Annotated in this window: 11 protein-coding genes; 4 read left to right on the forward strand and 7 right to left on the reverse strand. The window is 68.4% G+C overall.

Annotated elements, in window-relative coordinates; translation table 11 throughout:
• The first annotated feature begins 258 nt into the window (after nucleotides 1-258).
• Both ACTJK0_RS04940 and sufU read left to right on the forward strand, forming a co-directional pair.
• Nucleotides 259-1,584: a SufS family cysteine desulfurase gene (locus ACTJK0_RS04940; RefSeq protein ID WP_440744458.1), complete on the forward strand. Its 1,326-nt coding sequence runs from the start codon at nucleotides 259-261 to the stop codon at nucleotides 1,582-1,584.
• Nucleotides 1,585-1,606: 22 nt separating this feature from the next.
• Nucleotides 1,607-2,056, forward strand: a complete 450-nt coding sequence (gene sufU, locus ACTJK0_RS04945; protein WP_110542844.1) for a Fe-S cluster assembly sulfur transfer protein SufU — start codon at nucleotides 1,607-1,609, stop codon at nucleotides 2,054-2,056.
• Between the two features lie 66 nt (nucleotides 2,057-2,122).
• Here sufU and ACTJK0_RS04950 read toward each other — a convergent pair whose 3' ends face one another.
• From ACTJK0_RS04950 to ACTJK0_RS04960, 3 genes are read right to left on the reverse strand one after another with little or no spacing between them, the layout of a single operon-like run.
• On the reverse strand, nucleotides 2,123-2,344 hold the full coding sequence (locus ACTJK0_RS04950) for an SCO4848 family membrane protein (protein WP_110542845.1): 222 nt from the start codon (nucleotides 2,342-2,344) through the stop codon (nucleotides 2,123-2,125).
• Nucleotides 2,345-2,347: 3 nt separating this feature from the next.
• Nucleotides 2,348-2,845 (reverse strand): DUF2505 domain-containing protein, encoded by a 498-nt coding sequence (locus ACTJK0_RS04955; RefSeq protein ID WP_110542846.1) that lies wholly within the window; start codon nucleotides 2,843-2,845, stop codon nucleotides 2,348-2,350.
• Between the two features lie 43 nt (nucleotides 2,846-2,888).
• On the reverse strand, nucleotides 2,889-4,394 hold the full coding sequence (locus tag ACTJK0_RS04960) for an SDR family oxidoreductase (RefSeq protein WP_440744459.1): 1,506 nt from the start codon (nucleotides 4,392-4,394) through the stop codon (nucleotides 2,889-2,891).
• A gap of 212 nt (nucleotides 4,395-4,606) precedes the next feature.
• Between ACTJK0_RS04960 and mfd the strand changes: the two genes are divergently transcribed.
• Nucleotides 4,607-8,314: a transcription-repair coupling factor gene (mfd, locus tag ACTJK0_RS04965; protein ID WP_440744460.1), complete on the forward strand. Its 3,708-nt coding sequence runs from the start codon at nucleotides 4,607-4,609 to the stop codon at nucleotides 8,312-8,314.
• A gap of 6 nt (nucleotides 8,315-8,320) precedes the next feature.
• Entirely contained in the window at nucleotides 8,321-9,133 is an 813-nt protein-coding gene (locus ACTJK0_RS04970; RefSeq protein WP_440744461.1) for a metal-dependent hydrolase, read from the forward strand.
• Nucleotides 9,134-9,269: 136 nt separating this feature from the next.
• Here the strand turns inward: ACTJK0_RS04970 and ACTJK0_RS04975 are convergent, their stop codons facing one another.
• From ACTJK0_RS04975 to ACTJK0_RS04990, 4 genes are all read right to left on the reverse strand, one after another.
• Nucleotides 9,270-9,533 carry a hypothetical protein gene (locus ACTJK0_RS04975; RefSeq protein ID WP_110542933.1) on the reverse strand — a complete coding sequence of 88 codons (264 nt, stop codon included), beginning with the start codon at nucleotides 9,531-9,533 and terminating at the stop codon, nucleotides 9,270-9,272.
• 52 nt (nucleotides 9,534-9,585) lie between these two features.
• Complete coding sequence (gene deoC, locus ACTJK0_RS04980) at nucleotides 9,586-10,305, reverse strand: deoxyribose-phosphate aldolase (protein WP_440744462.1); 720 nt, start codon at nucleotides 10,303-10,305, stop codon at nucleotides 9,586-9,588.
• Nucleotides 10,306-10,430: 125 nt separating this feature from the next.
• Entirely contained in the window at nucleotides 10,431-11,303 is an 873-nt protein-coding gene (locus ACTJK0_RS04985; RefSeq protein ID WP_440744463.1) for an FAD-dependent oxidoreductase, read from the reverse strand.
• 224 nt (nucleotides 11,304-11,527) lie between these two features.
• Nucleotides 11,528-12,691, reverse strand: a complete 1,164-nt coding sequence (locus ACTJK0_RS04990) for a uroporphyrinogen-III synthase (RefSeq protein ID WP_440744464.1) — start codon at nucleotides 12,689-12,691, stop codon at nucleotides 11,528-11,530.
• Nucleotides 12,692-12,704: the final 13 nt, after the last annotated feature.

A 12,704-nucleotide genomic window follows, 5' to 3' on the forward strand; every position in this document is an offset into this window, starting at 1 on the left:
AGGCAAAGCAAAGCGGCAGGCTGGAGGTCGCGGAGCAGCCGACAGGACATGATGGCCCTCTCGACTTCCGGTCCCTGGACCGGGCATAGACGGGGCCGGCGACGTCAGAGTCTTCTGAGACCGAGACTCTCCCCCCAGCCGTCGCCGGCCCTCTGCTCCCTCGGCTGAAGCCCGGGACTGCGGTGGCGGCTGCCCCNCCGCCACAGCCGTGTGTGGGACAATTGGGTGTCAGACATTTGGCAGCCCAAGGAGTTCGTTTTGGCCCTCGTTACAACGCCAGCCACACTGGAGCGCGCCGTACCTGCCATGGACAATGCCGAGGTGCTGCGTATCCGCAACGACTTCCCGGTCCTCAACCAGCTGGTCAACGGGGAGCCGCTGGTCTACCTCGACTCCGGGGCTACCTCGCAAAACCCGGTCAGCGTCATCGAGGCGGAGCAGGAGTTCTACGAGCAGCGTAACGCCGCTGTTCACCGCGGCGCCCACCATCTTGCGGTGGAGGCCACCGACGCCTTCGAGGATGCCCGGCAGACCCTCGCCGATTTCATCGGGGCGGATTACGCGGAGACCATCTGGACATCGAACGCCACCGAGGGGTTGAACCTCCTTTCCTACGCGCTCTCGAACGCGACACTGTGGGCCGCCCAGGGGCGGGGGGACCAGGGGCTCAAGGACCTGGCGCTGAAGCCCGGCGACGAGATCGTGGTGACGGAGATGGAGCACCACGCCAACCTCATCCCGTGGCAGGAGCTCGCCTACCGCACCGGGGCCACCCTCCGCTACATCCCCATCGGGGACGATGGCAGCCTCCTGATGGACCAGGCCGCGGCCGTCATCGGTTCCCGCACCAAAGTCCTGGCTTTCACCCACGCCTCCAATGTCCTGGGCACCATCAACCCGGTGCAGGAACTGGCGGCCCTGGGCCACAACGCCGGCGCCCTCGTTGTCCTGGATGCGTGCCAGTCCGCCCCGCACCTGCCGCTGGACGTCAAGGCGCTCGGTGTCGACTTCGCCGTCTTCTCGGGCCACAAGATGCTTGCCCCCACCGGCATCGGCGTGCTGTACGGGCGGCAGGAGCTGCTGGACATCCTTCCGCCGTTCCTGACCGGCGGGTCGATGATCACCACCGTCACCATGGAAAGGGCGGAGTACCTGCCGGCGCCCCAGCGCTTCGAAGCGGGCACGCAGCGCATCTCCCAGGCGGTGGCCCTGGCCGCCGCTGCCAACTACCTCACCGAGACAGGCCTGGACCGCATCCACGCCTGGGAAGCACACCTGGGCCAGCGCCTGGTGGCCGGATTGGAAGCCCTTCCCGGCATCCGTGTGCTTGGCCCGGCCGCCGGACAGGAGAGGATTGGCCTGGCCGCCTTCGACGTCGAGGGGGTCCACGCCCACGACGTGGGGCAGTTCCTCGACTCCCGGGGCATCGCCGTCCGCGTGGGGCACCACTGCGCGCAGCCGCTGCACCGCAGGCTCGGCTTGACCGCCACCACCAGGGCCAGCACATACCTGTACAACACCACCGATGACGTGGACCGCTTCCTGGAAGCAGTGGCCGGCGTCCGGGCCTACTTCCGCGCCTAGCGGCGGGACGAAAGAGGACACCATGAGCCTTGACCAGCTGTACCAGCAGATCATCCTTGACCACTCCAAGGCCCGGCACGGCAGCGGCCTGGCCGCAACCGAAGCGCCGGACGGCACCTCCACGGGCCAGTCGCACCAGCTCAACCCCGTGTGCGGCGACGAAGTGACCCTCCGGCTTGCGGTCCGGGACGGCAAGGTGGCGCAGGTCGCGTGGGATGGGGCCGGCTGCTCCATTTCGATGGCCTCTGCCTCGGTCCTGACCGACCTTGCCGAGGGCATGACCGTGGCCGAATTGCACGGGGTCATCGACAGTTTCCGTGAGGTGCTTCGCTCGCGGGGCAAGGTCCATGCCGATCCTGAGCTGCTCGGCGACGCCGCGGCCTTCGAGGGGGTGGCTCGCTACGCCGCACGCGTCAAGTGCGCCATGATCTCCTGGGTCGCCGCGGAGGACGCCCTCAACCAGGCAGCCTGAGCCGCCGGTCCGGAACACCAAAAAGGCTCTCCTTCCAACGGAAGGAGAGCCTTTTGCATTGGATCTCTAGCCCAGCAGGCCCAGGACGCCGATCACCGCGGTGGCGAGGCCGAGCACCATGGAGATGCTCACCAGCACCACGTGCACGGTCAGGAACTTCGTCGCTTTGCCTGCGGTGTCGCGGGCGCGGGGGTCCTTCATGACCCGGCGGAGGAACTGCGGCCAGACCACCAGGGACCAGACACCGGCGACAATCAGGACCAGTGCGGGAAAAACGGGAAGCTGCATGGGTTAGTGGCTTTCCAGCCAGGCCTGCGCCTGTGCGGCCTGCAGGTTCAGCGCCTTGGCCACCATGGGCTCGGCGGCGTCGGCGATCTTGCCGCCCAGGAACGGAACCGAGGACTTCACGGCGCCCTCAAGCTCCACCCGGGTTCCGCCGCCGTCGGCCACCAGCCGCTGCACGGCGGTGACGTCCACGGGGGCGCCGGCGATCTTCAGCGAAATGTTGCTCTGGCGGGAGCCGTCCGGGGCGGGCGCGTCCCAGCTTTCGACCTGGGTCACCTTGAGGTGCTCGCCCACGAACTTCCGGGCGATCTCCGGCAGGCGGGTGGTGGGAAGGGTCCGCACGGAGGTGGTGTTGAAGGCCCCCGCGATGTCGCCGTCCACGCTGAAGGACTCCAGGCTGCCGCCCACCAGCTGGCTGACGTGACGCTGGAAGTCCTCGTTCACCAGCACAGCGGCGACGCTGTCAACGGGGTGCGGAAGGGTGGTGGTTGCGCTCAGCGCCATGGGTCCTCCTGGGACGTGGGGAACGGATTAAGCCTCCAACATCCTACGGGGTGATGGGTGCGGGCTCCGCATCGGCAAGTTTCTGCGCGGCCGTGGTGATGTTCCGCGCCATGGCCGGGAAGATCAGGCTGTGGAAGGGAAGGACGGCGAGCCAGTAGAGCCGTCCGCTCAGGCCCTTGGGAAAGAAAATGGCGCGCTGCCGGTAGCGGCTGCCACCGCCGTCGGGCTCCACGGACAGCTCCAGCCAGGCGCGGCCGGGCGCCCGCATTTCGGCCCGCAGGCGCAGCAGCCGGCCGCGCTCGATCCGCTCCACCCGCCACCAGTCCACCACCTCGCCGGCGGAGAGGGAGTGGGGGTGCCTGCGGCCGCGCAGCAGCCCCGCCCCGCCCGTCAGCTTGTCCAGCCAGCCACGGACCTGCCAGGCCAGGGGCAGCGAGTACCAGCCGTTGCGGCCGCCGATGCCTTCGATGATGGTCCACACGTGGGCGGGATCCACGTCTCCGTGGAAGGTCCGTTCGTCGATGTACACCTTGTGCCCGGCCCACTCGGGGTCGCTGGGGAGCGGATCCGAGTCCGCGCCGGCACTTGCCCAGGTGGTCTCCACCTGGCCGTCGCGTTCCTTGCCCAGCGCAAGGGCCACCGCTGTGCGGTAGGGGGTCAGGCCGCCGTCGGGCTGGGGAATGTACTGGTCGATGTCATGCTCGTTGGCTACGGCGTCGTGCTGGAGCGACTGGACCAGGGGCACTGCCATGGACAGCGGGATGGGCGTGGTCAGGGCTACCCACATCCCGGCCAGCTTGGGCGCGGGCACCGGCAGCGCCAGCACCACACGGTAGGGCAGGCCCGCTTCCGCGGCGTACTCCTTCATCATCCCCGCGTAGGTAAGTACCTGCCGGCAGCCGATATCGAAGGTCCGGCTGATGGGCCCCTCCAGCGAGGCGGCGGACACCAGGTAATAGAGGACGTCGCGGACGGCGATGGCCTCGATCCTGTTGCGCACCCAGCTGGGCGCCGGCATCAGGGGCAGGGTTTCGGAGAGGTGGCGGATCATTTCGAAGGAGGCGGACCCGGATCCGATCACCACGCCGGCCTGGAATACGATGGCGTCCACGGGGCCGTCCAGGAACACCTTTCCCACCGCTTCACGGGACCTCATGTGGGTCGAGAGCTCCACGCCCTGCGGGTGCAGGCCGCCCAGGTATACGATCCGGTGCACGCCTGCGTCCGCTGCGGCGTCCGCTGCGGTGGTGGCCATGGCCTTTTCCTTGGCCTCGAACCCGGCGCCGGCGGCCATGGAGTGGACCAGGTAGTAGAAGACGTCGACGCCGGCCAGGGCGTCGCGGAGCGCATCACCGTCCTCGAGGCTGCTTTCCACCACGTCAACCCTGTCCCGCCACGGGACGCCGGCAATCTTGTCGGGGGAGCGGACCAGGACCTTGACCGTATGGCCGGCTTCCAGCAGCCGGGGCACCAACCGGCCGCCAATGTAGCCGGTGGCTCCGGTGACAAGGACGGTCTTGCGTGTTGGCTGGGCACTCATTGCGGTCATCCTGGCTCCTGTTCGTCCCAAGGGGTTCGGAGCGGCAGCCCGTGCGGACGGCTGTTCCGATCGAATGCGGCGTGGCCCTGCCAGCCTAGGCCCGCTGGCGCCGGCCCGCCATGTCACTCCTGCGCGGTAGGCTGGGTCTACCCGGGATTCGCAGCGAATTTCGGGTTTTCGCGTTGCCTGCGATCGCCATGAACACCACAGGAGCTTCTGCCATGAGTCTTTCCGGCCAGTCCGCCGCCGGCACTTCCAGCACAGGCAAGACCGCCACCGGTAAGCCCGGCACAGGCCCGGCACTGGACGGGCTCCGCCGCGCCCTGGAACCGGACCAGACGTTCGCCCGCGTCACGGCTGAGGCTGCCAGGGGCTTCTCCGTCCGGGGGCAGGACTACCAGATCAGCGCTCCGGCCGGCCTGCGCCCTGTTCTCCTCGCGGAAATGGCGGACGGGCTCGCGGCTGCGGCCGACGGCGCGGAACCCGGCGTGGTGGTGGCGGTCACCGCCACCGGCCGCGAGGCCGAGGACCTGGCGGCAGCCCTGCGCGCCTACCTGCCGGCAGACGCCGTGGCAGAATTCCCCAGCTGGGAAACCCTCCCGCACGAGCGGCTGTCGCCGCGCTCGGACACGGTGGGCCGCCGGCTGTCCGTGCTGCGCCGTCTGGCACACCCGGAAAGTTCGACGGCGGGGCGGCTGCGCGTCGTCGTCGCTCCCGTCCGCGCCGTGGTCCAGCCAGTGGTGGCGGGCCTTGGTGACCTGGTCCCTGTCACGTTAAAGGTGGGCCAGGACGTTCCGTTCAGCAGCGTGGTGAAGAGCCTCGCCGACGCCGCCTATGCCCGAGTGGACATGGTGACGCACCGCGGCGAATTCGCCGTCCGCGGCGGCATCATCGACGTCTTTCCGCCCACCGAGGACCATCCCATCCGCGTGGAATTCTTCGGGGACGAAGTGGACCAGATGCGCTGGTTCGCCGTGGCAGACCAGCGCTCGCTGTCCGCTCCTGGCATCCACCACCCCACCGAACTGCACGCTCCACCCTGCCGGGAAATCCTGATCACCCCGTCCGTCATGTCCCGGGCCGCCACCCTGAAGGCCCAGCTTCCGGCCGCGGCGGACATGCTGGAAAAGATCGCCGACGGCATCGCCGTGGAGGGCATGGAATCGCTCGCCCCGGTGCTGGTGGATGCCATGGTCCCGTTCGTGGACCAGCTGCCCGCGGATTCCATCGCCGTGGTGGTCGAACCCGAGAAGGTGCGCACCCGCGCCCACGACCTCGCCGCCACCAACGAGGAATTCCTCGAAGCTGCCTGGTCCACAGCGTCCGACGGCGGGGCGGCCCCTTTGGACCTCAGCTCCCAGGCCAGCGCGGCGCTGCATTCGGCAAGCTTCCGTTCGCTGGCTGAAACCCGCGGCTCAGCCCTGGCGCACGGCGTGTCCTGGTGGTCCATCACGTCCCTGGCGCAGGACGCGGAACTGCTCCCCGAGATCGATGTCCTGAACCTGCACGCCCGGGAGCCCCGCGGCTACCAGGGCGACGTGGCGGAGATGATGGACTTCATCGGCTCCCACGTCCGGGACCAGTGGCGGATCGTGGTGGCCACCGAAGGCCCCGGGCCGGCCCAGCGCCTGGCGGAACTCTTCCACGAAAACGACATCCCCTGTGCCCGGGTGGACAGCCTGGACCACGAGCCCCAGCCGGGCATCATCGAGGTGACCACTGCCGTCGTCGGCCGCGGTTTCGTCCTGGACGGGCTCAAGCTGGGCTTGCTCACCGAAGCCGACCTGCTGGGCCGCACGTCTGCCGGGTCCACCAAGGACATGCGGCGGATGCCCTCCAAGCGCCGCAACGCCGTCGACCCCCTCCAGCTGGTGGCGGGCGACCACGTGGTTCACGAACAGCACGGCATCGGCCGGTTCGTGGAGCTCATCCAGCGCAAGGTGGCCGGCGGCGGCGACGGCGTGCGCGAATACCTGGTCCTGGAATACGCGCCCGCCAAGCGCGGCGCCCCCGGCGACCGGCTGTTCGTCCCGACCGACCAGCTGGACCAGGTGACCCGCTATGTGGGCGGCGAGACCCCTGTCCTGAGCAAGATGGGCGGCGCGGACTGGGCCAGCACCAAGTCCAAGGCGCGCAAGGCCGTCAAGGAGATCGCCGGTGAGCTGATCCGGCTGTACTCGGCCCGGATGGCGTCGCGTGGGCACGCGTTTGGCCCCGACACACCCTGGCAGCGCGAACTGGAGGAAGCCTTCCCGTACGTCGAGACGCCCGACCAGCTGACCACCATCAACGAGGTCAAGGCGGACATGGAGCGGGAAATCCCCATGGACCGCCTGGTGTCCGGCGACGTGGGCTACGGCAAAACCGAGATTGCGGTGCGCGCCGCGTTCAAAGCGGTGCAGGACGGCAAGCAGGTGGCCGTACTGGTGCCCACCACACTGCTGGCCCAGCAGCACTACGAAACGTTCACCGAACGATTCTCCGGCTTCCCGCTCCGCGTGCGCCCCCTGTCCCGGTTCCAGAGCACCAAGGAGGCAAAGGAAACCGCCGAAGGCGTCAAGAGCGGCGCCGTGGACGTGGTGATCGGCACCCACCGGCTGCTGGCCAAGGACTTCGAGTTCAAGGACCTGGGCCTGGTGATCGTGGACGAGGAACAGCGGTTCGGCGTCGAACACAAGGAAGCGCTGAAGAAGATGCGCACCAACGTCGATGTGCTGGCCATGAGTGCCACCCCCATTCCGCGCACCCTGGAAATGTCGCTGACCGGGATCCGGGAAACCTCAACCCTGGCCACCCCGCCGGAGGAACGGCACCCGGTGCTGACCTACGTGGGTCCGTACACGGACAAGCAGACCTCCGCCGCCATCCGCCGCGAGCTGATGCGCGAAGGCCAGGTCTTCTTCGTCCACAACCGGGTGTCCACCATCGAACGGACGGCGGCGAAGATCCGCGAACTGGTACCGGAAGCCAGGGTGGAGGTGGCACACGGCAAGATGTCGGAGAGCCGCCTGGAGCAGATTATCGTGGACTTCTGGGAGAAGAGGTTCGACGTCCTGGTCTGCACCACCATCATCGAGACCGGGCTGGACATCTCTAACGCCAACACCCTGATCGTGGACGGGGCGGACAAGTACGGCCTGTCCCAGCTGCACCAGCTCCGCGGCCGCGTAGGCCGGGGCCGGGAGCGCGCCTATGCCTACTTCCTGTACCCCTCGGAGAAACCCCTGGGCGAGGTGGCACTGGAGCGCCTCAAGGCCGTTGCGGCCCACAACGAACTCGGTGCCGGCATGCAGCTGGCCATGAAGGACCTGGAGATCCGCGGGGCGGGCAACCTGCTGGGCGGGGAACAGTCAGGCCACATCCAGGGGGTGGGATTCGACCTGTACATCCGCCTGGTGGGCGAAGCCGTGGCGGACTTCCGCGGCGAGGCCGAGGAAAAGGCCGCCGAGATGAAGATCGAGCTGCCGGTCAACGCGCACCTGCCGCACGACTACGTCCCGGGAGAACGGCTGCGGCTGGAGGCCTACCGCAAGCTGGCCGCCGCGCTGACCGACGACGCCATTGATGAGGTGCAGGCAGAACTCGTGGACCGCTACGGCGAGCTTCCGCTGCCGGCCCTTAACCTGGTGGCGGTGGCACGCTTCCGGGTTGCCGCCCGCGAAGCTGGACTGTCCGACGTCGCGCTGCAGGGAAACTTCATCAAGTTCTCCCCGGCGTCCCTCCCGGAGTCCAAGACCATGCGGCTGAACCGGATGTACCCCGGCTCGCAGTCCAAGCCCGCCTTGGACGCAATCCTCATTCCCAAGCCAAAGACTGCCCGGATCGGCGGCAGGGACCTGCAGGACGCCGAAATCCTGGAGTGGGCCAATGGCGTCATCCGCAACATCTTCTCCGACGCGCCCCTGGCCGCGCCGGCAGTCAGCGGCTAGGACGTGATGGGAGGACACCACGCCGCGTCGGGAGCCGCGGCGTGGGTAGCTGTTGCGTCCACTGGCCCCTACACCCTGGGCTGGTACCCGCTTGATCCCACCGGCATCCTCATCGGGGGCATGGCAACCGCGGGGACGGCGCTGGTCTGCGACTGGGACCACCGCTCCAGCACCGTGGCCCACTCACTGCCGCCGCTGTCCAACGCGATCGCGCGCGGCATCGAAAACGCCAGCGGCGGGCACCGGCAGGGCACGCACTCGATCCTGGGAGCGGCGGTGTTCGTGTTCCTGGCCGGTCTGGCGTCGCAGGTCCATATGGATACCGGGTGGGGGCGGCTGTCGGTGGGCGCGGGACTGCTGTGCATGTTCCTGATCAACATCGCAGCGAAGGCGTTGAAGCTCTTTCCCAAGAGTGGTTTCATCTCGAACTGGATTTTCGCCCTGGCCATGGCGGGCCTGGTGACGGTGTATGCGCCCGACCAATGGACCTGGCTCCCCACGTCGATGCTGATTGGCGTGGCGGTGCATATCGTGGGCGACCTCATCACCACCGGGGGAGTGCCGTTGCTGTGGCCGCTGGTGGTCCGGCCGCCGAAGCTGCTCCGCCGCCTGCCATTGCTGCGGAATGTGTGGCGGCCCAATGGCGCCCTGTCCGTTCCCCTGCTGGGGAGGGCCGGTTCCAAGCGGGAATGGCTGGTGCTGATCCCGGTGAGTGCGTACGCCATGGTGGGCATGTCCATGGCGGGCTGGGCCATCGCCCAGCACCACTGGGGACGGGCGGCGGCAGCCGCGGGTGCCTGGATCAGGCTCTGGTTCTAGGTACGGGCAGCGTCCGGCAGCGTCCAGCGGCAGACAGCAAAGGACCCCGGACGCAGTCCGGGGTCCTTTCCAATGCTCAGCCCGACTGGGGCCGCACCGGGTGTCCTTGTGGGAAAGGTACAGCCAAATGCCGGGGTTAGTGCTCGCCGGCGGAATCGGAGCGGCCGAAAACGGTCAGCGGAATCCAGAACGCCAGGCCAAAGAGGACAAGGCAGACGGCCATGGGCCAGGGGTTTTCCAGGCTGAGGAAGGACAGCGAATAGATGGCGCCCAGGAACAGGGCAAAGCAGACCACGAAGAGGACCAGGCTGCCTGCCAGGTTGTTCTCGTTCTGCGGGGTCCGGACGGCTTCCTGGTTGGACGCCGAGTCCCGGCTGGACGCGTTGATCTGGCTGGACATGTGTTCCTCCTCGGCCCCGCGGGGCGTCATCTGTGGCGGCTTCCGGTGCCGGTCAGTAAGCGGCTGAACCCTGTTCACCCTTGACGATGGCAATCCCGGAGCTGGCACCAATTCGTGTTGCACCTGCTGCAATCATAGCCTGCGCGTCGGCCAGGGACCGTACGCCGCCGGACGCCTTGACCCCCAGGTCCGGGCCCACGGTCCTGCGCATCAGGGCCACGTCCTCCACGGTGGCGCCGCCGCCGTTGAATCCCGTTGAGGTCTTCACGAAGTCGGCCCCGGCGGCCACGGCCGCCTGGCAAGCGAGGACCTTCTGCTCATCCGTCAGGAGGGCTGTTTCGATGATGACTTTCAGGATGGCGCCGCCCGCGTGGACAGTTTCGGCGACGGCGGCAATGTCCTCCACCAGCGCACCCTTGTCCCCGGCCCGGGCGGCGGCGATGTTGATCACCATGTCAACCTCGTCCGCGCCGTCCAGCACGGCGCCACGGGCCTCGAAGGACTTCACGTCGGTGGGGGTTGCTCCCAGCGGGAAGCCCACCACGGAGCAGGCCAGGACACCGGAGCCCTTGAGGGCGGTGGTGACGGTCTTGACCCAGATAGGGTTCACGCAGACCGACTTGAACCGGTACTCGGCGGCTTCCGCGCAGACCTTCAGCACATCCGCTTCGGAGGCCTCGGGCTTGAGCAGCGTGTGGTCGATAAAGGAGGCAATATTCGCGGGTCCGGCAGGCTGGGCGGTGCCTGTATGCACGGTGGCTTCGTTGCTCATGATGGTCCTCTCGAAGGGCCGCGGAGGCCTGGCGTTGACTCGGTTTCGGGAACCATCTTGTCACAGCGCGGCTTGTCCCAGTGCAGGGTGTCACAGCCCGGGCAGGCGGTCCTCCGGGCCCCGGCTCAGGCAGCAGCCTGCAGGGCCGGCGCTTCCGATGCCGCGCTCAACAACTGGGTGGCGCACGCGCCTGCCGCGGATGCTGCCGCCACCAGCAGTCCCAGCCGCACGCCGTCGAACGCTGCGGCGTCACCGATCGCCCAGATTCCCGCAACCGAGGTGCGGAAGTCCCTGCTGATCACTATGCCGCCGCCGGGGGCAGTGTGCAGGCCTGCGCTGGCCGCGAGGTCGTCCCGGGATACCCGGTCCTCGGCCAGGACCACCAGGTCACCGGTCATGCTGCTGCCGTCTTCGAACACCACAGCGGAGGCGGCAAGGGACGAAGCGGATCCACCGGACACGACGGCGGGGATGACCGCGGCGGGCCGGGCCGTGGTGCGGATGGGCCGCACGCCTTTGGCGCGGAGCACTGCCTCGGCTTGCCCGGCCGCTGCGCCCGTCCCCACCAGGATCCCCACCGGGCGGCGCCCCAGCTCCCTGGCCACTTCCTGCACCCCTTCGGCAATGCGCGGGGCGTCGTCGATGGTGGAGTAGCTCAGGCACTGCGCCGCGCCGTCCACGGGGTTGGCGACGGGTGCCGAGCCAGTGGCGATAACCAGCTGGTCGTAAGCGAATTCCATGCCGTCGGCGGTTGCGACGGTGCGGTTTACGGCATCAATGTGGCTTGCGGGCTGGCCGAAGCGGACCGAGACCTGGGGCAGCGAGGCCAGCTCCAGCAGCTCGTCCGGCGTGTCATCCCGGTTGCTCAGCACGGTGATGGTTCCGGTGAACCGGGCGCGGTCCAGCTGCGCCACGAGGGCCTGGGCAGAAGGGCCGGCGCCGGCGATGACGATGCGGGTTGCAGTGGAGGTGGACGTGGAGGGTGCCGGAGCGGACATGTGCTGGCCCTTTCGCTGGCGGCCGGAGTGCGGCCGGAACTTCGTGATGGGACCCAGCGTAGGCCTGCGCTTTTTCCGGCGTGTTTCCCCGCAGTTGCCGTTCAGCGGACCCCTGTTCGCCAGTATTTACCGGCCGGTAACAGAACCGGTGACGCACCTCTCATTCGGTGTCCGCGCGACACAAAAGCTGCCGCGCCGGGCGCTGGGCGCCCGGCCGGAGCCACCTAGACGCGGATCCGGTAGCCGCGCTTCACCACCGTTTCAATGAGCTTGCCATCAGGCAGTGAGGACCGCAGCCTGCTGACGGTCATGTCCAGCGCGTGCACAGAACCACGCAGTTCCAGCAGGTCGGACAGCGATTCGCGGGACAGGACCGCGCCGCCGGCACCCAGCAGCGCGCGCAGGAGCAGCAGGGGAGCGGGCGCGAGTTCCACTTGCTGGCCATCGATCCGCAGGCTGCGCCCGCGCAGCTCGATGTTTCCGGAGCGGGTATCCAGCCGCCGGACGTGGTTCAGGGCCAGGTGCTCGCAGACCAGCCTAATGAGGGCACCCATCCGGAACCGCTCGGGAATCAGCGGCGTCACGCCGGCGTCCAGGAGCGGCTGCGCGGTGACAGGACCCACCACGGCGGTGGTCACGTTCAGTTTCAGGCTTTCCACCAGCTGCTTGTAGAGGCCCATCTCGTGGGCCGTGCTCCACATAGCGTCCACGGCGGGGGCGCTGGTGAAGGTCAGGACATCCAGGTTGCCGCTGCATGCCGCTTCGATCAGCCTCGGCAGCTTGTCCTCGCCGTCGGGCTTCACCCAGCGGTAGGGCGTGACGGTCAGGACCGTGGCGCCGGACATCCGCAGCCGTTCGATCTGGCGGACGTCGGTGTAGCCGTGCAACTGCATGGCTACGGTTTTGCCACGGACGCCTTCAGTGAGCAGCATGTCGACCAAAGTGGAGGTGGTTTCGTCGCTGCTGATGCCGACGTCGGCAAGACCGGCCGCGCGCACGGCGCCGCGGGCTTTGGGGCCCCGCACGAACATGCGGCAGCTGCCCAGCGTTTCGAGCAGTTCGTCGCCGATCCCGAAGGAGTCCGCGGCTTCGCACCACCGGCGCATGCCGTAGGCGGTGGTGGCGATGCACAGGTCGGGCTTGGCGGCGATGATGGCCTTGGTGTCCTCGATGAGGCGCAGGTCTTCCTGCACGGGGGCGATCTTCAGGGCCGGCGCGTGCAGCACCTCGGCGCCCCGGCGTTCCAGGGCCTCGATCAGGTCGCGCGAGCGGCGGTCCGAGGTCACGCCGATGCGGAAACCCTCCAGCGGCGACTCGGCGGCGTCCGTGGCTTCCTCGGCCTGGGGTGGTTCGGGCCGCAGCTGTTCAGCCGGTGCAAGTGCAGTCATGGGGGTCAATCCT

This window comes from Paenarthrobacter sp. 22069 (assembly GCF_052046035.1).
Lineage (GTDB): Bacteria > Actinomycetota > Actinomycetes > Actinomycetales > Micrococcaceae > Arthrobacter.

What these genes read in the sequence shown, in the direction of transcription:
- sufU (WP_110542844.1), top strand. Translation starts at nt 1,607, where the DNA reads ATGAGCCTTGACCAGCTGTACCAGCAGATCATCCTTGACCACTCCAAG.
- ACTJK0_RS04950 (WP_110542845.1), bottom strand. Translation starts at nt 2,344, where the DNA reads ATGCAGCTTCCCGTTTTTCCCGCACTGGTCCTGATTGTCGCCGGTGTC.
- ACTJK0_RS04955 (WP_110542846.1), bottom strand. Translation starts at nt 2,845, where the DNA reads ATGGCGCTGAGCGCAACCACCACCCTTCCGCACCCCGTTGACAGCGTC.
- ACTJK0_RS04960 (WP_440744459.1), bottom strand. Translation starts at nt 4,394, where the DNA reads ATGACCGCAATGAGTGCCCAGCCAACACGCAAGACCGTCCTTGTCACC.
- mfd (WP_440744460.1), top strand. Translation starts at nt 4,607, where the DNA reads ATGAGTCTTTCCGGCCAGTCCGCCGCCGGCACTTCCAGCACAGGCAAG.
- ACTJK0_RS04970 (WP_440744461.1), top strand. Translation starts at nt 8,321, where the DNA reads ATGGGAGGACACCACGCCGCGTCGGGAGCCGCGGCGTGGGTAGCTGTT.
- ACTJK0_RS04975 (WP_110542933.1), bottom strand. Translation starts at nt 9,533, where the DNA reads ATGTCCAGCCAGATCAACGCGTCCAGCCGGGACTCGGCGTCCAACCAG.
- deoC (WP_440744462.1), bottom strand. Translation starts at nt 10,305, where the DNA reads ATGAGCAACGAAGCCACCGTGCATACAGGCACCGCCCAGCCTGCCGGA.
- ACTJK0_RS04985 (WP_440744463.1), bottom strand. Translation starts at nt 11,303, where the DNA reads ATGTCCGCTCCGGCACCCTCCACGTCCACCTCCACTGCAACCCGCATC.
- ACTJK0_RS04990 (WP_440744464.1), bottom strand. Translation starts at nt 12,691, where the DNA reads ATGACTGCACTTGCACCGGCTGAACAGCTGCGGCCCGAACCACCCCAG.